18 protein-coding genes are annotated in these 18,387 nt (G+C 63.9%); 9 read left to right on the top strand and 9 right to left on the bottom strand.

The window, feature by feature from the left end:
- Positions 1 to 253: 253 nt before the first annotated feature.
- Complete coding sequence (locus QQL24_RS03290; RefSeq protein WP_284310447.1) at positions 254 to 1,204, bottom strand: choline ABC transporter substrate-binding protein; 951 nt, start codon at positions 1,202 to 1,204, stop codon at positions 254 to 256.
- 479 nt (positions 1,205 to 1,683) lie between these two features.
- On the opposite strand from QQL24_RS03290, the gene QQL24_RS03285 reads away from it, so the two are divergent.
- Entirely contained in the window at positions 1,684 to 2,466 is a 783-nt protein-coding gene (locus QQL24_RS03285; RefSeq protein ID WP_284310446.1) for a 3-hydroxybutyrate dehydrogenase, read from the top strand.
- Between the two features lie 106 nt (positions 2,467 to 2,572).
- Positions 2,573 to 3,295 carry an SDR family oxidoreductase gene (locus QQL24_RS03280; RefSeq protein WP_284310445.1) on the top strand — a complete coding sequence of 241 codons (723 nt, stop codon included), beginning with the start codon at positions 2,573 to 2,575 and terminating at the stop codon, positions 3,293 to 3,295.
- Positions 3,296 to 3,379: 84 nt separating this feature from the next.
- On the opposite strand, the gene QQL24_RS03275 is transcribed toward QQL24_RS03280, so the two are convergent.
- Together QQL24_RS03275 and QQL24_RS03270 are read right to left on the bottom strand one after the other, a co-directional pair.
- On the bottom strand, positions 3,380 to 5,302 hold the full coding sequence (locus QQL24_RS03275; protein ID WP_284310444.1) for a potassium transporter Kup: 1,923 nt from the start codon (positions 5,300 to 5,302) through the stop codon (positions 3,380 to 3,382).
- Between the two features lie 295 nt (positions 5,303 to 5,597).
- The gene (locus QQL24_RS03270) at positions 5,598 to 7,511 is read right to left on the bottom strand and encodes a potassium transporter Kup (RefSeq protein ID WP_284310443.1); all 1,914 of its coding nucleotides are present in this window, start codon (positions 7,509 to 7,511) and stop codon (positions 5,598 to 5,600) included.
- Between the two features lie 430 nt (positions 7,512 to 7,941).
- On the opposite strand from QQL24_RS03270, the gene QQL24_RS03265 reads away from it, so the two are divergent.
- Positions 7,942 to 9,648 carry a formate--tetrahydrofolate ligase gene (locus tag QQL24_RS03265; protein WP_284310442.1) on the top strand — a complete coding sequence of 569 codons (1,707 nt, stop codon included), beginning with the start codon at positions 7,942 to 7,944 and terminating at the stop codon, positions 9,646 to 9,648.
- A 195-nt stretch (positions 9,649 to 9,843) separates the two neighbouring features.
- On the top strand, positions 9,844 to 10,044 hold the full coding sequence (locus tag QQL24_RS03260; protein ID WP_284310441.1) for a hypothetical protein: 201 nt from the start codon (positions 9,844 to 9,846) through the stop codon (positions 10,042 to 10,044).
- A gap of 20 nt (positions 10,045 to 10,064) precedes the next feature.
- On the opposite strand, the gene QQL24_RS03255 is transcribed toward QQL24_RS03260, so the two are convergent.
- The 3 genes from QQL24_RS03255 to QQL24_RS03245 form a co-directional block, all read right to left on the bottom strand.
- Positions 10,065 to 10,568, bottom strand: a complete 504-nt coding sequence (locus tag QQL24_RS03255) for a hypothetical protein (RefSeq protein ID WP_284310440.1) — start codon at positions 10,566 to 10,568, stop codon at positions 10,065 to 10,067.
- A gap of 69 nt (positions 10,569 to 10,637) precedes the next feature.
- Positions 10,638 to 11,171, bottom strand: coding sequence for a hypoxanthine phosphoribosyltransferase (gene hpt / locus QQL24_RS03250; protein ID WP_284310439.1), 534 nt, complete (start codon positions 11,169 to 11,171; stop codon positions 10,638 to 10,640).
- Between the two features lie 82 nt (positions 11,172 to 11,253).
- Positions 11,254 to 12,114 (bottom strand): CE1 family esterase, encoded by an 861-nt coding sequence (locus tag QQL24_RS03245; protein WP_284310438.1) that lies wholly within the window; start codon positions 12,112 to 12,114, stop codon positions 11,254 to 11,256.
- A 328-nt stretch (positions 12,115 to 12,442) separates the two neighbouring features.
- On the opposite strand from QQL24_RS03245, the gene ftsE reads away from it, so the two are divergent.
- From ftsE to QQL24_RS03220, 5 genes are all read left to right on the top strand, one after another.
- Complete coding sequence (gene ftsE / locus QQL24_RS03240) at positions 12,443 to 13,117, top strand: cell division ATP-binding protein FtsE (protein WP_284310437.1); 675 nt, start codon at positions 12,443 to 12,445, stop codon at positions 13,115 to 13,117.
- On the top strand, positions 13,108 to 14,076 hold the full coding sequence (locus QQL24_RS03235) for a cell division protein FtsX (protein ID WP_284310436.1): 969 nt from the start codon (positions 13,108 to 13,110) through the stop codon (positions 14,074 to 14,076). The genes ftsE and QQL24_RS03235 overlap by 10 nt, the downstream gene beginning before the upstream one ends.
- A gap of 16 nt (positions 14,077 to 14,092) precedes the next feature.
- The gene (locus tag QQL24_RS03230; RefSeq protein WP_284310435.1) at positions 14,093 to 14,899 is read left to right on the top strand and encodes a YdcF family protein; all 807 of its coding nucleotides are present in this window, start codon (positions 14,093 to 14,095) and stop codon (positions 14,897 to 14,899) included.
- Positions 14,900 to 15,365: 466 nt separating this feature from the next.
- On the top strand, positions 15,366 to 16,112 hold the full coding sequence (locus tag QQL24_RS03225) for a lysophospholipid acyltransferase family protein (protein ID WP_284310434.1): 747 nt from the start codon (positions 15,366 to 15,368) through the stop codon (positions 16,110 to 16,112).
- 32 nt (positions 16,113 to 16,144) lie between these two features.
- A complete protein-coding gene (locus QQL24_RS03220) occupies positions 16,145 to 16,522 on the top strand; it encodes a hypothetical protein (RefSeq protein ID WP_284310433.1) in 378 nt (125 codons plus the stop codon).
- A gap of 159 nt (positions 16,523 to 16,681) precedes the next feature.
- On the opposite strand, the gene ureG is transcribed toward QQL24_RS03220, so the two are convergent.
- From ureG to QQL24_RS03205, 3 genes are all read right to left on the bottom strand, one after another.
- Complete coding sequence (gene ureG / locus QQL24_RS03215) at positions 16,682 to 17,311, bottom strand: urease accessory protein UreG (RefSeq protein WP_284310432.1); 630 nt, start codon at positions 17,309 to 17,311, stop codon at positions 16,682 to 16,684.
- Positions 17,312 to 17,381: 70 nt separating this feature from the next.
- Positions 17,382 to 17,699, bottom strand: coding sequence for a hypothetical protein (locus QQL24_RS03210; protein ID WP_284310431.1), 318 nt, complete (start codon positions 17,697 to 17,699; stop codon positions 17,382 to 17,384).
- On the bottom strand, positions 17,696 to 18,385 hold the full coding sequence (locus QQL24_RS03205; RefSeq protein ID WP_284310430.1) for an urease accessory protein UreF: 690 nt from the start codon (positions 18,383 to 18,385) through the stop codon (positions 17,696 to 17,698). Before QQL24_RS03205 ends, QQL24_RS03210 begins: the two co-directional genes overlap by 4 nt.
- Positions 18,386 to 18,387 lie beyond the last annotated feature (2 nt).

The raw sequence follows: 18,387 nt of genomic DNA, 5'->3' as shown, positions 1-18,387 counted from the left end.
CTCGATCGACCCTCAGAGCAAAACGCGTTTAGGCGTAAACGCTTCTTTGCCCCAGCTCTTGGTTTCGACGCGTCCCTGCGATACTTGCCGATGCCGTCAAAGTCGCAAAACGCTTTTGTTTTCTCGTCTCTCACCGGCACAGGCCGGCGGGCTGAATGGTCTGTCGTCGTCGATGGAGAGGCCCGCTCCGCGATAGACCGGGAGCACAGGCTGAGGGGAAGGGCAGGGCAGCCCTCCCCCATGCTGATTGGGATCAGAGACCGAGGCTCTTCTTCACCGCCGGCAGGCCGGGCTGGCCGTCGAAGGTGGTCACGCCGTCGAGCCAAGCATCGAGCACGCCCGGATTGGCCTTGAGATATTTCTCGGCCGCCGCGGGGCCGTCCATGCCGTCACCCGTGATCATCTGCATCACCTGGTTCTCGAGGTCGACGGTGAACTTCAGATTGGCGACGAACTTGCCGGCATTGGGGCAGTCGGTGGCGAAGCTGGCGCGCTCATTGGTGTAGACCTTGGCGGCGCCGAAATTCGGCCCGAAGGTGTCGTCGCCGCCCGTGAGGTACTGGATCTTGAAGTTGACGTTCATCGGATGCGGCGCCCAGCCGAGGAAGACGATGTCCTCGTTGCGGGCCACGGCGCCCTGCACCTGGGCGAGCATGCCCTGCTCGGAGGATTCGACCAGCTGGAAGTCGCCGAGATTGTCCTTCTTGCCGTCGATCAGGCTCTGCACCAGGCGGTTGCCGTCATTGCCCGGCTCGATGCCGTAGATCTTGCCTTGCAGGGAATCCTTGAACTTGGTGATGTCGCCGAAGTCCTTCAGGCCCTTGTCATAGGTGTATTGCGGCACGGCCAGCGTGTATTTGGCGCCTTCCGGCAGGTTGGCCGCGACTTCGACGACCGACTTGTCCGCAATATAGGCCTTGCGGTCGTTCTCCATGCTCGGCTCCCAGTTGCCGAGGAAGACGTCGATGTCCTTGCTCTTCATCGAAGCATAGGTGACGGGCACGCTGAGCACGGTGGTGGTGGGGGTATAACCAAGGCCGGTCATGATGCGCGAAGCGATCGCCGTGGTCGAGGTGATGTCGGTCCAGCCCACATCCGAGAACTTGACCGTCTTGCAGGCATCGGAATCGCCTGCCAGCGCGGCGCCTGTCGTGACCCCCATGGTCAGCGCGGCTGCCGCGAAAATCTTAGCAAAACCCGTCATTTCATATTCTCCCGGAAAACGACGTAGATTGTGCACGGACCTAGGCCCGAGCCAACCTGGTTGATACCCCTCTGACCCCATCTGGTGGATCAAACCCTTGCCACGAGGTGGAACCCCCGTGGCAATTCAGCACGAATGACGGTCATTGTCCCCTTAATTCGCAGCGCTGGATGACGCTACGGAGCCAATGGCGTCTGCCCCGTTCCGGCCGACTTTGCGGTCTTGGAACGGCGTCGTCTAGATACTTTATTGATTGAACATACAATCAATTAATGTCGCAAGGGCTTTGCATGTGCGCGACGCTCTGTGTCACGGCTGCGCCACTTTCACAGCGCTGTGATGCAACGCAATATTGCGGCTCGCCGCGAGCATCGGCCGTTGCGTCAAGGCGAGGCGGGGTTTTATGACAGACGGATGACGGATGTGGAGCACAGGCTCCGCCCTCATCCACCGAATCCCGCCCGAAGGAACTGGAACTCATGCTCAAGAACAAGGCGGCCGTGGTGACCGGCTCGACGTCCGGGATCGGCCTCGGCATTGCCCGGGCGTTGGCCCGCGAAGGCGCCGACATCATGCTCAACGGCCTGGGGGACGCCGACGAGATCGAGAGGATCCGCGCCGGCATCGCCGCCGAGTTCGGCGTGAAGGTGACGTTCTCCCCGGCCAACCTGATGGAGCCGGCCGCCGTCAAAGCACTGATCGCCGATGCGGAGGTTGCCTTCGGCGCCGTCGACATCCTCGTCAACAATGCCGGCATCCAGCATGTCGCGCCGATCGACGAATTTCCCGACGACAAGTGGGAGGCGATCATCCGCCTCAACCTGATGGCCGCCTTCCATGCCATCAAGGCTGCCCTGCCCGGCATGAAGAGGAAGGGCTGGGGCCGCATCATCAACACAGCCTCGGCCCATTCGCTGGTGGCCTCGCCCTACAAATCCGCCTATGTCGCCGCCAAGCACGGCATCGCCGGCCTCACCAAGACGGTGGCGCTGGAGGTTGCGCAGCAGAAGATCACCTGCAATGCCATCTCGCCGGGCTATGTCTGGACGCCACTGGTGGAGAAACAGATCCCCGACACGATGAAGGCGCGCAACATGACCGCGGAGGAGGTCAAGCGCGAGGTGCTGCTGGCGGCCCAGCCGACCAAGGAATTCGTCACCATCGAGGAGGTCGCGGCCATGGCGGTGTTCCTGTGCTCGAACGCGGCCGCCAGCATCACCGGCGCCAACATGTCGATGGATGGTGGCTGGACAGCGGCCTGAGACGGCGCGGCCTTCCCCGACGATTGACTCGCCTGCCGCTGGCGCGACACATTCGTTGCGAGAGCAGACAAACTGCTCCTTCACGGGAAGAGCGAGAGGACGGGCGATGGCGAAGAAGCCACTGGCGATGATCACGGGCGCGGGGACGGGAATCGGCAAGGCGACGGCGCAGGCCTTCGCCAAGGCAGGCTATCCGCTGCTGCTGATGGCAAGGCGGCAGGCTCCCCTCGAGGATCTCGGCCTGCCCGACAGCGTCTGCCTCTCCGTCGACGTGCGCGACCGCGAGGCGGTAGTGGCGGCCATCAAGACGGGCGAGGCCGCCCATGGACCCGTCGATTGCCTCATCAACAATGCCGGCATCGCGGCCCTCTCCAAACTCGACGAGCAGGACCCGAGCGAGTGGCGCGAGCTGATCGACATCAACTGCATCGGGGTGCTCAACTGCATGCACTCACTGATGCCGGCGATGAAGGGGCGGCGCCACGGCACCATCATCAACATTTCCTCGATCGCCGGGCGCAAGTCCTATCCCTATCACGACGTCTATGGCGGCACGAAGTTCTTCGTCCATGCCATCACCGAGGGTGCGCGGCGCAGCATGGCTCCGCATGACGTCAGGGTGATCGTGGTTTCGCCGGGCCTCACCGAGTCCGACATCGTCGGCACCATGCACAATGAGGCCGCCCGCGAATTCTGGCAGGCCGGCAAGGACCAAGTCGGCTCGATCGGCCCGGAGGCGGTGGCCGACACCGTGCTCTTTGCCTATCAGATGCCGCAGAACGTCATCCTGCAGGAGCTGACGATTACCCCGACCCGGCAGGAATATTGATTGGGAGCGCGGACATCTTGTCCGCATCTTGGAAACACGCCGCTTGTCAGTAAGGAAGAGCGGACAAGATGTCCGCGCTCCCCATCACATCAGCACCTGCGTACCGATCTCGACCACCCGGTTGGATGGGATCGAGAAATAGTCGCTGGCATCATCCGCATTGCGGGCGAGGATCATGTAGAGCCGGCGCTGCCAGCGCCAGATCATCGGCTTGCTGCCGGCGCGCAGATGGCGGCGCGACAGGAAGAACGAGGTGTCCATGATGTCGAAGGACCAGCCGGCCTTGCGGCAGAGCGCCAGGGCCTTCGGCACGTTCGGGCTTTCCATATAGCCGAATTGCACCCGCATCTTGGTGAATGTGGCCGAGACCTCCTCCATCGAAATCCGCCCGCCGCCGACGACCGTGGGCTCGTCCGTGGTCTGGATGGTGAGAATCGCCACCTTCTCATGCAGCGCCTTGTAGTGCTTGAGGCTGTGCAGCAGGGCAGTCGGCGTGTAATCGGGGTCGGAGGTCAGGAAGATCGCTGTGCCCGGCACGCGGGTGACCGAGCCCTTCTCGATGCTCTTGACGATGGTCATCAGCGGCACTTCGGTGCGCCGCGTCTTGTCGAGCACCAGGCGCGTGCCGACCCGCCAGGTGATCATCACCACCATCAGGGCGCCGGCGATCATCAACGGCACCCAGCCGCCCTCGAACACCTTGAGCAGGTTGGCCGAGAGGAAGACGAGGTCGATCAGGAGGAACGGCGCAATGATCAGGCCGGCCGCCAGCATCGACCAGCGCCAGACTTTCCAGATCACCAGGAAGGCCATCATGGCGGTGACCACCATGGTGGTGGTGACGGCGATGCCGTAGGCTGACGCCAGGCGCGACGAGCTCTCGAACACCAGCACCAGGATGAGCACGCCGATGAGCAGGATTGTGTTGACCTGCGCGATATAGATCTGGCCCGACTGGTGCTCGGAGGTGTGCAGCACCTTCATGCGCGGCAGCAGGCCGAGCTGGATGGCCTGGCGCGTCAGCGAATAGGCACCGGTGATCACCGCCTGGCTGGCGATGATGGTGGCGACGGTGGCGAGTACCACCATCGGCACCAGGAAGAGCGGGTTCTGCGGCACCATCATGTAGAAGGGATTATCGAGGACCTCGGGCGTCGGGCTCTTGAGCACGAGAGCGCCCTGGCCGAGATAATTCAGCGCCAGCGAGGGCAGCACCAGCACCATCCAGGCCATCTGGATCGGCTTGCGGCCGAAATGGCCGAGATCGGCATAGAGCGCCTCCGCACCGGTGACGGCCAGAAAGACGGCGCCCAGCGCCACGAAGCCGATATGGCCATGGCTGAGCATGAAGGCGACGGCGTGCCAGGGGTTGAAGGCAGCGAGCACCACCGGTGCGTCCTTGATGTGCCAGAGGCCGGCGAGGCCCATCACCAAGAACCAGACCACCATGATCGGGCCGAAAAAGGCGCCGACGCGCGCCGTACCGTGGCTCTGGACCAGGAACAGGCCGACGATGATGACCACCGTGATCAGCACCACGAACTGCTCGAAGGCCGGCGTCACCAGTGTCATGCCCTCGACAGCCGACAGCACCGACACGGCGGGCGTGAGGATGGCGTCGCCATAGAACATGGCGGCGCCGATGGTGCCGAGGATCAGGAGCGTGGTGCCCGAACGGCCGAGTGCCCGCTGGGCCAGCGCCATCAAGGTGAGTGTGCCGCCCTCTCCCTTGTTGTCTGCACGCAGCAGCAGCAGCACATATTTGAGGGTGACGATGACGATCAGCGCCCACAAAATCAGCGAGACCACGCCGAGCACGGCCTCCTGGCTCATATTCGCGCCGCCGCTGGTCGCGGCATGCAGCGCTTCACGGAAGGCATAGAGGGGGCTGGTGCCGATGTCGCCATAGACGACGCCGATCGATCCCAAGGTCAACGCCCAGAAACCGGCGCTATGGCCTTGATCGCTGCTGTCTTCGCCGCTCGAGGCGGCGGTCATGAGCCCCATTCTGGGCCTCCGTTGGTGATGTTGGGATCGATCGGTCAGCGACCGGCAGACTGAGGTCTCTCGTTTGGATTCAGTCGTTCTTGACAAGACGTGCCATCGAACCCTGGGTGCGATGCAGCAAGCGCGGCCTCATACACTGTTCCTGGTGTCCGGCAAAGGGGGCTCGCATTAACTCCACGCTGCCCTGCCCGGCGAAAATCGCGGGGCTCCCTGGGAGCGCGGACATCCTGTCCGCTCTGCCCCTGTCGTCGAACGCGGCGTTTCCAGGAGGCGGACAGGATGTCCGCGCTCCCAGCTAAATCAAAACCTGCGTGCCGATCTCAACCACCCGGTTGGAGGGGATCGAGAAATAATCGCTGGCGTCATCGGCGTTGCGGGCGAGGATCATGTAGAGCCGGCGCTGCCAGCGCCACATGGCGGGATGGCTGCCGGCGCGCAGGTGCCGGCGCGACAGGAAGAAGGAGGTCGCCATGATGTCGAAGGACCAGCCGGCCTTGCGGCAGAGCGCCAGCGCCTTCGGCACGTTCGGGCTTTCCATATAGCCGAACTGCACCCGCATCTTGGTGAAGCTGGCCGAGACCGGCTCGATCGACACCCGTCCTCCACCCGGCACCACCGGATCGTCCGTCGTCTCGATGGTGAGGATCGCCACTTTCTCATGCAGCGCCTTGTAATGCTTCAGGCTGTGCAGCATGGCGGTGGGTGCGTAATCGGGATCCGAGGTGAGGAAGATCGCGATGCCCGGCACGCGCGTCACCGAGCCCTTCTCGAGGCTCTTGACGATGGTCATCAGCGGCACCTCGGTGCGCCGCGTCTTGTCGAGCACCAGACGCGTGCCGCGCCGCCAGGTCACCATCAGGGTGATCAGGCCCAGGGCGATCAGGATCGGCAGCCAGGCGCCCTCCAGCAGCTTGAGCAGGTTGGCCCCAAGGAAGATCAGGTCGATGCACAGGAAGGGCACAATAAGGGCGGCGGCCACCCAGGGCTTCCACAGCCACACCCGCCAGATCACCACGAAGGCCAGGATGGTGTCGACCACCATGGTGGTGGTGACGGCGATGCCATAGGCCGAGGCAAGGCGCGAGGAACTTTCGAACACCAGCACCAGCAGCACCACGCCCATGAGCAGGATGCCGTTGACCTGCGCGATGAAGATCTGGCCGGACTGGTGCTCGGAGGTGTGCGAGATCTTCACGCGCGGCAGCAGGCCGAGCTGCACGGCCTGGCGCGTCAGCGAGAAGGTGCCGGTGATCACCGCCTGGCTGGCGATGATGGTAGCGATCGTCGCCACGATCACCATCGGGATCAGGAAGAAGGGCGAGGCCGGCACCAGGCGGTAGAACGGATTTTCCAGCGCGCTAGGATCCTCGAGCACCAGCGCGCCCTGGCCGAGATAGTTGAAAGTGAGGGCCGGCAGCACCAGGCAGAGCCAGGCCATCTGGATCGGCTTGCGGCCGAAATGGCCGAGATCGGCGTAGAGCGCCTCGCCGCCAGTGACGGCGAGGAACACGGCGCCCAGCGTCACGAAGCCGATATGGCCGTGGGTGAGCAGGAATTCGGCCGCGTAGGCGGGGTTGATCGCGGCGATGATGCCGGGGTGGCTGAGGAAGTTGACGAAGCCGATGACACCGATCAGCACGAACCACAGCGCCATGATCGGACCGAACAGCGCCCCCACACGCGCCGTGCCGTGACTTTGCACCATGAACAGGACGACGATGATCGCGATGGTGGTCGGCACCACGAAGCCGCCGAAATCGGGAGCGACCAGCCTGAGGCCCTCGACGGCCGACAGCACGGAGACCGCAGGCGTGATCATGGCGTCGCCATAGAACATCGAGGCACCGACGATGCCGAGGAAGACGATGGGGATGCCCGAACGCCCGAGCGCGCGCTGCGCGAGCGCCATCAGGGTGAGCGTACCGCCCTCGCCCTTGTTGTCGGCGCGTAGCAGCAGCAGCACATATTTGAGGGTGACCACGATGATTAGGGCCCACAGAATCAGCGAGATGACACCCAGAATGGCGGCGGGCGTCACATTCTCCCCGCCCTGGGTGGCAGCATGGGCGGCCTCGCGGAAAGCGTAGAGCGGGCTGGTGCCGATATCGCCATAAACCACGCCGATGGAGCCCAAAGTGAGGGCTGTAAAGCTGCCGGTGTGTTTATGACTGGCCTCTTCGCTGGTTTCGACGGCGGTTACGAGCCCCATGCGGGCAACTCCGTTTGGTGCTGTGGGTGATTGCGATCCAGAGCCTGTGCTCCAAAATTCGGCCGCCTCTTGCAGGCCGGATTTCCCGTGGCCCCCATTGATGGAACCGGCAACGCATCGCGTCAACGATGTGGCGTCTTACACGGTTCCGCCACAATGTCACAGGGGCGCTCACCTTCATGCACACCCGCGTGATCGGGATCGCCTAAAACGTCGCGAAGGCGACACATCCTGCGACGGTTTCGGACAAGCGAATTCCGCGTCGATGGGCTACCTATCTGGTATACGACACTCCGTCGTATTCAGGACATTCCAGCCATTTCTTCCAGGGACATTCAGCCACACGAACACATCCACTGCGAAGAAATTTATTTTCATTCCCGTGAAAATATGTCTCAACTCTCCCAAACAAAAGCCCCCGGGGAAACATATGGCCCAAGATCCGAAGAAGCCACTGAGCGACATTGAAATCGCGCGTCAGGCCAAGATGCAGCGCATCGAGGCGATTGCCGAGAAAGCCGGCATTCCCGACGAAGCTTTCGAGCCCTATGGCAAGCATATCGCCAAGATCGACCTCGACAAGATCCCTGGCCTGGCCGATCGCCCCGACGGCAAGCTGATCCTGGTCACCGCCATCAACCCGACCCCGGCCGGCGAAGGCAAGACCACCACCACGGTGGGCCTGGGCGACGGTCTCGCCGCCATCGGCAAGAAGACGATGATCTGCCTGCGCGAGCCCTCGCTCGGCCCCTGCTTCGGCGTCAAGGGCGGCGCGGCCGGCGGCGGCTATGCCCAGATCGTGCCGATGGAGCAGATCAACCTGCACTTCACCGGCGATTTCCACGCCATCACCTCGGCCCATAATCTGTTGTCGGCGATGATCGACAACCACATCTATTGGGGCAATTCGCTCGGCATCGACACCCGCCGCGTCGCCTGGCGCCGCGTGCTCGACATGAACGACCGGTCGCTGCGCCAGATCAACTCCTCGCTCGGCGGCGTCTCCAACGGCTTCCCGCGCGAAGACGGCTTCGATATCACCGTCGCTTCCGAAGTCATGGCGGTGTTCTGCCTCGCCAAGGACCTCGCCGACCTCGAGGCGCGCCTCGGCAAGATGATCATCGGCTACACCCGCGACAAGAAGGCGATCACCGCCTCCGACATCAAGGCTTCCAGCGCCATGACGGTGCTGCTCAAGGATGCCCTGAAGCCGAACCTGGTGCAGACGCTCGAAGGCAATCCGGCCTTCGTGCATGGCGGTCCCTTCGCCAATATCGCCCATGGCTGCAACTCGGTGACGGCGACCCGCGCCGGTCTCAAGCTCGCCGATTATGTGGTGACGGAAGCCGGCTTCGGCGCCGATCTCGGTGCCGAGAAGTTCTTCGACATCAAGTGCCGCAAGGCCGGCCTGACCCCGGCCGCGGCCGTGATCGTCGCCACCGTACGCGCCCTCAAGATGCATGGCGGCGTGCCCAAGGACCAGCTCGGCAAGGAGAACCTGGAAGCCCTCAAGAAAGGCCTGGCCAATCTCGGCCGCCATGTCGAGAACGTGCGCAAGTTCGGCGTGCCGGCAATCGTCGCCATCAACTATTTCACGGCCGACACCGCCGCCGAGCACGAATTGCTCAAGGCTCATTGCAAGGAGCATTTCGGCGTCGACGCCGTGGTCTGCAGCCACTGGGCCGAGGGTTCCAAGGGCACGGAAGAATTGGCCCGCCGCGTGGTGGCACTGGCCGAAGCGCCCCACCCGCTCGACGGCCGCGGCTTCCGCCCGCTCTACCCGGACGAAATGCCGCTCTGGGACAAGATGAAGACCATCGCCAAGGAGATCTACCGGGCCTCCGACATCATCGCCGACCAGAAGGTCCGCGACCAGTTCAGGGAGATCGAGGCGGCCGGTTACGGCAACTTGCCGATCTGCGTGGCGAAGACCCAGTATTCCTTCTCCACCGACCCGAGCCATCGCGGCGCCCCGGTCGACCATGTCGTGCCGATCCGCGAAGTGCGCCTGTCGGCCGGCGCCGGCTTCCTCGTCGTCATCTGCGGCGAGATCATGACCATGCCCGGCCTGCCGCGCGTGCCTTCGGCGGAAGTCATCCGCCTCAATTCGGAAGGCCTGATCGAAGGCCTGTTCTGACCGCGGTTATCATTCCAAGCAGAGCCCCGGCCCATCGGCCGGGGTTTTGTATTTCGGGCCGCACGCGCCTGACGCGGTCACTACACCATCACGCAAGGATCCTATTCTGTGTGCCGTCGCGCACGGCAGGGGGGCGATTCGGAGGCTAGGCTTGCTTGCAAGTTCAGCCTGCTCCTGCCCTGGAAGGATCATCCAATGTTTGCCGCCGCCTCGATTGCGCTGCTTGTCGGCAAGCTCATCCCCAATCTCGGGGAGCCGGTGCCCTTTGCCCGCTGGCGCCCGACCCGGCCGACGCTCGACCAGGTACTCTGGGGCGCCATCCGCCACAGGACCTCGCACGCGTCCTGGCAGCGCCTGCTGAAGCAGCTTTTTTCGAAAGACAAGGGCAAGCACTGAAAGCCGCCTGCCGGTATCGCCTACAGCTTGCCCTTCACGAAACCCAGCAGATAGACCTGCCAGACCACGATCCCCAATACGATGACGGAAACGATCCAGCGGCCATAGACCGGTAGCAGTTGGTCACTGATGATCGGCGAGAAGATCTGGACATAGACGGCGGCCGGCAGGATCAGGGCCATCTGCGCGGGCTGGCCGAGATCGTTGCAGCGCTTGGCGCTGACGAAATAGATGCAGACCGAGATTAGGATCATCAGGACATAGCTGATATCGATCACGAAGAGCGAGGCGTAATAGGGCACCGACAGGAAGCTGTTATGGCTCTCGGCCGCCCGGTTGACCAGCGCCTCGGCTGCTTCCGGTGTCTTGGGCAGGAAATCGTCGAGCGCCATCACCAGCGCGCCCATGACCGCCAGGGCAAGCACGAGCACCGCCATGGCGCGCCACCAGCTCGCCCTGTCGATGCTGCCCTTGTCGTCGCGAAACAGAAAGCGGGCGCTGTGGGCGCCCAATAGACCAGCCATGGCTCCTCCAGGCGCAGCCTGCGCCATCAGCCCGCCTCTTTGCATGCCGGGCCTGGCAGGATCAAGGCGCTACTTTTCCACCACGCCCACAAAAGGCAGCTCGCGGTAGGAGTGCGCCACATCCATGCCATAGCCCACGACGAAGAGATCGGGACATTCGAAGCCGACGAAATCGGCATGGATCTGCACGGCGGACTTGCCCGGCTTTTCCAGGAGCACGCAGGTCAGCACCTCCTTGGCACCGCGCGCGGTCAAAAGGTCCTTGGCGAAGGCCAAAGTGCGGCCGGATTCGAGTATGTCGTCGACGAGCAGGATGTTGCGTCCACGCACATCGCTCTCGACATCATGCATGATGTTCACGGTGCCGGAAGACACGGTCGAGTCCCGATAGCTCGACAGATGCACGAATTCCACCTCCGGCGACATGCCCGCCTTGTGCATGGCGCGCAGGAGATCGGCGGCGAACACGAAGGAACCCTTCAGCACGGCGACCACGAGGAGATTGTCGAGCTTGCGCGCCTTGATCTCCTCCACCAGCGCGGCATTGCGCTTGGCGATCGTCTCGGCGTCGAACAGTACTTTGATTTTACGCGGCGTGGACATCGAACCCCTCTTCTTATCCGCTCAGCATAGACACAGGAGAAGGGCCCCGACAATGGGGACGCGACGCGAGGCGGCAGGGCGTTCACGGCTTCGATTTCAGCAGACCAAAGAACCGGGCTGACTTCTCGGCGATGGTGACGCCTTCGGTTTTCATGATCGCCGCTTCGATGTGATCGAGCGGATGATCGGCGCCAGGCACGATCTGCAGCGTATAGGTGGCTCCGGAATTCAGGAAGGTTCGCCGGGAGCGATCCTCGGAATTGAAGACGGTGAACGACAGTCCCTTCGACCCCTGGCCACCTGCGACGGGGACATTCTGGTCATTGGCGCCGTGAAGGGCGAGGATGCGGGTGCCTCGTGCGGCCGGGCAGCTGGAAACCTGCAGGTTGAGCGGTCCGGAAATCGCCACCACCGCCGCAAACAGATGGGTTTCGCAGGCCAGGCGCTGGGCCATGATCGCGCCGTTGGAGTGCCCGATGCCATAGATCCGCGTGCGGTCGATGCCATAGCGGCTCGCCAGGGCGGCAACGGCGCCCTTGATATAGGCGACGTCGTCGACATTGTTCACCGCCGACATGCCGCAACAACCGCCACCAGCGTTCCAGCCCAGGAACTGGCTTCCGAACCGCCGGGTGACCGGCGTTCCGTCTAGATAGGCGACGATGAAGCCGTTGCGCTCAGCGACGGCATCCATGTTGAGCCCGCTCTCCGCTTGGCGGCTTGCGATACGCTGGGCGTTGCCCAGCCCGCCATGCAGGACGATGACGAGAGCACGCGATCCCGAAGGTGGCAACCGATCCGGCACATGCACGATCATCTGTCGCCCGTCATAGCTCTGCACGGTGGAAGCATAGCCCTGGGCGATCATGCCGCGGAGGCCTGCTAGCAAGAGCCCTGTCAGGAGCGTCGAGAGGAAGAGATTCTTGAATATTGCATGGATCACGACTGGAGTTCCTGATTGGCCAGCGCTGGCGACGAGTATCCAATGTTGGCTCCATTCATAGGACGTTACGGGATGTGACAGAAGCGGTCAGTATCTTGCGTGGACTGGAGGTCAGTAAGTGCCGATGATGTGGAATTCCGACGCTGCGCTGATACCTGGGATCGCAGGCATCCTTGCCTGCTCTTGGAAGCGCTCACGTGAGAAAGGGAAGAGCAGGCATGGATGCCTGCGATCCCATCAAGGTTAAATTCGTTGTCATTTCGTTAACGTTAATACCTCGTTAACCGCCCCCTCTGCACAGTGCTCCCGATGCGGGGAGACTCAGGACTTGGTTCGGTTCGAAAATGTGGGACTGCGCTACGGGATGGGCCCGGAAGTGCTGCGCGACGTCAGTTTCGACGTCCCCGCCAATTCGTTCCAGTTCCTGACCGGCCCCTCCGGCGCCGGCAAGACCACGCTCTTGCGCCTGCTCTTCCTGACGCTGAAGCCCACCCGTGGTCTCGTCCATATGTTCGACCGCGATGTGATGACGCTCTCCAAGCACGATCTTGCCGAGACGCGCCGGCGCATCGGCATCGTCTTCCAGGATTTCCGCCTGCTCGACCACCTCACCACCTATGAGAACATTGCCCTGCCCTTGCGCGTGCAGGGCCAGGACGAGGCGCGCTACCGCGCCGAAGTGGTGGAGCTCCTGCACTGGGTGGGCCTGGGCGAGCGCATGCATGTGCTGCCGCCGGTGCTCTCGGGCGGCGAGAAGCAGCGCGCCGCCATCGCCCGCGCCCTCATCGTGCGGCCGGAATTGCTGCTGGCCGACGAGCCCACGGGCAATGTCGACCCGGCGCTGGCCCGCCGTCTGCTGCGCCTGTTCATCGAACTCAACCGTTCCGGCACCTCGGTGGTGATCGCCACCCATGACGAGAGCCTGATGGAACTCTTCCCCGCCCGGCGCCTGCGCCTTGAGGACGGCCATGTCACCGTGCAGGAGCCGGCGGCATGGTCATGACCGGCCAGAACGGCCAGCATTCGGCGCAGCGCTCGAGCACGCGGCGGGCGGAGACGCTGATCCGCCCTTCGGCCCCGATCGTCCCCTCAGGCTCGATCGCCGGCCGCTCGCTGATGGCGGTGGTGGCGATCATGACCTATCTCGCCGCCCTTACCGCGGGCTGCGTGCTGCTGATCGCCGCCGCCGCCTCCGACTGGGGCTCGCAGGTCTCGCGCGAGGTCACCATCCAGGTGCGCCCGGTCGAGGGGCACGACATCGAGACCGAGATCGGCAAGGCCGTCGTCGCCGCCCGGGCCACCGACGGCATCGCCGACGTGCAGGTCTACACCCGCGAGGAGACCGAGCGTATGCTGGTGCCCTGGCTCGGCGAGGGGCTCGACATGAGCGACCTGCCGATACCCAGGCTCATCGTGGTGAAGATCGCGCCCGCTGCCCTGCCGGATCTCGCCGGCCTGCGCAAGACCTTGGCCGACGGCGTGGTCGGGGCCAGCCTGGACGATCACCGCTTCTGGATCGCCCGCCTTGCCGCCATGGCTCAGGCCATGGTGCTGGCCGGCCTCGCCGTACTCATCCTGATGATCGTCGCCACCGCCCTTTCGGTGGTGTTCGCCACGCGCGGCGCCATGGCAGGCAACAAGGAGGTGGTCGAGGTGCTGCATTTCGTCGGCGCGCATGACTCCTTCATCGCCAACGAGTTCCAGCACCATTTCCTCTGGCTCGGCCTCAAGGGTGGCCTGATCGGCGGCGGCGCTGCCGTGCTCACCTTCATCGGCGCCCATCTCCTTTCCACGCGTTTTACCGCCACGGCGGCGGGCGATCAGGTGGAGGCCCTGTTCGGTTCCTTCAACATGGATTGGCGCGGCTATGCCGCCATCGTCGTGTCAGTCGTTCTCATCGCCGTCATCACGGGCGTGACCTCCAGGATGACGGTCCATCGCGTTCTCAGCGGCCAGGTATAGAAAGTCAGAGGGACCCATGAGTGTCTGGCAGGGCTCCGCGCCCATTCCGCTTCACACCCGCCCCGCCGATCCAATTTTTGCCCATGGCGTGCGCAAGAATTTCTTTCGCGACAAGGCAAGGCGGCTCAATCCCATGCGGCAGGCAGCGGCATCCCATCCGGCATCCCCGTCCATGGCGGAGCAGCCGCCGCATCGCACGCGCCGCTGGCTGCGCTGGGTCATGGAGATCACCGGCGCGTGCTTGCTCTTCCTCACCGCAGCCGTTGTGACGGACTTTGCCTATTTCGTCGCCACCCTGCAGGCCGAAGCGCCGAGCCCGGCGGTTCGGGCCGACGGCGTGATCGCCCTCACCGGCGGCTCCGACCGCATCAGCGAGGCCTTCGACCTGCTCACCGAGGGCCGCGCCAAGCGCATGCTGATCACCGGCGTCAATAAGGCGACCAGCCCGGAGGCTCTTTCCGGCCATACGGCTGCTGGGGCCGAGGTGATCGATTGCTGCGTCGACATCGATCGCAACGCGCTCAACACGGTCGGCAATGCCCTGGAGGCGGCGCGCTGGGTGCAGGACAAGCAGTTCAAGTCGATCATCGTGGTGACTTCGAACTACCACATGCCGCGTTCCCTGCTCGAGTTGCGCCGCGTGCTCCCCGACACCACGCTGATCGCCTATCCGGTGATCTCGCAGAACCTCAAGCTCGACACCTGGTGGACGGACCCCACCAGCATCCACCTCCTGGTCTCCGAATATGTGAAATATGCCAGCGCCACTTTCCAGCTCAGGGTGGAACAGCCGACCCTGCAGGCCATGGCGCGGGCGGATTGAGGCAGAAAGCGAGAGCCTTCTGCTGTTGGGCGAGATGAGACGTCTCAGAACAAGGCGAGCCGATTGGGCCCCCTCGCCCCGTTCGTACGGGGAGAGGATAGAGGTGAGGGGCTACGCGACTTTTACAGTATTATTTTCTCCATTAAATCAACGAATTATCGCAAGACGACACGCTCTTCCCAACTCACTGCGCCTCGTGGAGCATTCACCTCGAAATCCTGTGCTGCCCCTCACCTCTATCCTCTCCCCGTAAGAACGGGGCGAGGGGACTTCGAAGGCGCGCTCTTTCCTTAGACGTCTCATCTCGCCCAACCCTAGAACGTGGGCCGCCCAATATTGGGACGTGAGACTGCTACCCCGGAAAAGGTCTTTGCGCCGCTCAATACCGCGGGGGCTTTCCGCGCGCGGTTCTGCTATAGCGGGCCAAGTCCGCCCTCGAAGTCCGCATCTCGAACGATTCCGGCTCATGATTGTCCTGCGCTCCCTGCTGTTCAACCTGGTCTATTACACCAACATCATCCTCTGGATGATCTGCGCTCTCCCCTCGCTGCTGCTGCCGCGCATCGTGCTCCTGAGGATCGTCAGGACCTGGGCGCGGGTGAACTTCTTCCTGATGCGCACCCTCGCTGGCATCACCTGCGAGATCCGCGGGCGCGAGAACGTACCGCCCGGGGGGGTCCTGGTCGCCTCCAAACACCAATCGGTGTGGGACACCTTCGCGATGTTCCTGGTGTTCGACGATCCCTCCTACGTGCTCAAGCGCGAATTGATGTGGCTGCCTTTGTTCGGCTGGCTCGCCTCCAAGGCGGAGATGATCGCCGTCGACCGCGGCGCGCGCTCCAAGGCGATGAAGCAGATGCATGCCGATGGCGCCGCCCAACTTGCCCGGGGCCGCCAGATCATCATCTTCCCGGAGGGCACCCGCCGCGCACCCGGCGCCGAGCCGGCCTATAAATATGGCGTGGTCTATCTCTACAACGAATTCGGCGTGCCCTGCGTGCCCATCGCCCTCAATTCCGGTTATTTCTGGCCGCGCCGCCAGTTCATCCGCCGGCCTGGCAAGCTGGTGATGGAAATCCTGCCGGCCATCCCCCCGGGCGGGGACAAGACGGCATTTTTCGAGCAGCTGCAGGCCGGCATCGAGACCGCCTCGGACCGGCTGCTCGCCGAGGCTCAAGGCCACGCCATGCAGGAACAAACCGGAATCGCTTGACGCCCTCGAGTCTCGTGTTCTAACTTTGTTCTATGACACAAGTCGCGATTCGTTCTCATATTTCGAACGCCGAGAATCGGCTCTGCGCTCCCCTCGCCGCCTTGGGCCGCGAGGCGCCGCATGCGGCCTCGCGCTTCCGCCGCTGGGTCGGCGCTTCGGGCCGGTCCTATCTGGTTTCGGTCTATCCGATCGGCCAATGCCCCGATTATGTCGACGCGGTGGTGATCGCCGTGGAAGGGTCGAGCGGCGCCTGCGTGTGGATCGGAGAATCCGGTCAGGGCGGCGAAACCCTTGCCGCAATCCTGCGCGCCGCCGCCGAGGCCGGCGCCAGCGAGGTGCATGTGCACCTGCTCGCCGGTAAGGCAGTCGAGCGCGTGGCCGCCGTGAAGGATCTTGACGGACGGCATTGAGGGGCGCGCCTTGGTGTGCCGGTCTTCTCAGCTACATCGACCTTAGGTCGATGTAGCGGGAACGGCATCTTGCCACCAAAGTCGAGGGCATGCCGGTCTGAAGACCGGCACACCGATTGAGGCCCACGACTTGGACAGACCCGCAGGTCGGCCCCTCCCTCAAGCTGCCTGCGCTTTCAGCCCCCCGCGGCTGAGGATGAAGTCTTCCACCGCCTGCACACCGTCACCGGCCCGCACATTGGTGAAGACGTGGGGCCGGCCCTTGCGCATCGTGGTGGAGTCGCGGTCCATCACCTCCAGGCTCGCCCCGACCATCGGCGCGAGGTCGATCTTGTTGATCACGAGGAGGTCGGAGCGCGTCACGCCGGGTCCGCCCTTGCGCGGGATCTTGTCGCCGGCCGAGACATCGATGACGTAGAGGGTGAGATCGGCCAGTTCGGGCGAGAAGGATGCAGCCAGATTGTCGCCGCCCGATTCGATCAGGATGACATCGAGATCGGGAAAGCGCTGGTTCATCTCCGCCACCGCCGCGAGGTTGGCCGAGGCGTCCTCGCGGATGGCGGTATGAGGGCAGCCGCCTGTCTCCACGCCCATGATGCGCTCCGGCTCCAGCGCCCCCGAACGTGTCAGGAACTCGGCGTCCTCCTTGGTGTAGATGTCATTGGTGATGGCGGCGATGTCGTATCTTAGGCGCAGGCTCTTGCACAGCGCATCCACCAGCGCCGTCTTGCCCGAGCCCACCGGTCCGCCGACACCCACACGCAGCGGACCATGCTTCGATTTCGCCATCGTTCTTTCCTCACCTTCAGACGCCAAACTGCGATCCGGTGAAGCAAATTTCATGCCGTCCGATGAGGACTCATTGCGAAGGAAGGGCCTTGCAGCCAGCCGCTTGCGCGGTGGCTTGGCAGCCGCCTTTCGTGAGCCGGTCGATCTGCTCCTGCATCTCCCGGAGCACTCCGTTCCCTGATCCGGAATCATATTTCGCCAGCGCAAGCAGGCCACCGAGGATAGCGAGCCCACCCACGACCATGATGCGAAACCGCAGGCTATGATCGTCCCGCGGCACTGGCGGGGGAGGCTGGTTCCTGCGGGCCTGCTGCGCCCACATCTGCGGCGACATCCGGTGCGGCGGCACTTTGGCGAGTTCTGGCGGCTTGTCCTCGTCCTCGCTCATGAGCGGAACAGCCGCGTGGTCTGCGTTTCATGCCGCATGGATGCGATGTCGGAGCGTATGGCGCAGCCGCCGAGATCCTCCAGCGTCGCCGTCTCGGCGCGCGCCGCGAGCTCGGCAATCGCCGGCTCCAGCGCGGAAAGAACGCGCAACCCATCGCTCTGGCCAATCGGGGCGAGACGGATGGCGGCGGAAACGAGATTGGCGGCAAGGCCCGTGAGATAGGCCTGAAGCACCGCCCGCGCCTCGATGCCATTAGCAGCCGCCGCCATGCCCACGGCGACGGGCAGCGCGATGGGGTCGCGCCAGGCCTCTCGGAAGCGGGCAATGGCAGGATGGCTCCAGCCGGTCTCGACTGCCTTCAGGAAGGCTTCGCCCTGCACGGTCGATTCAAGCCGCCGTTCCAGCGAGGGTTGCAGAGCCAGGGCGAGTTCGGCCGTCTCCAGGAGCGCCTGCTCGTCAGCGGCACGAGCGGCACGATGGATGGCCGAGATCAGCACCGCATCCGACCAGCCCGCGCCATCGCGCAGCACGCCCTCGATCCAGGCCTGCAACGAGGCGCGGTCCTGCACGTCCTCGGCCTCCACCGCCCATTCCAGGCCATGGGAGAAGCTGAAGGCACCGGTGGGAAAGGCTGGCGAGAACCACAGGATTAGACGCGAGGCGCCGGCAGGGTCATCCATCGTCATCG

Source organism: Labrys miyagiensis (genome assembly GCF_030160835.1).
In the GTDB taxonomy this organism is placed as follows: domain Bacteria; phylum Pseudomonadota; class Alphaproteobacteria; order Rhizobiales; family Labraceae; genus Labrys; species Labrys miyagiensis.
Note: the sequence above shows the minus strand (reverse complement) of the source record. Positions and strands in the feature narration are given on the sequence as shown.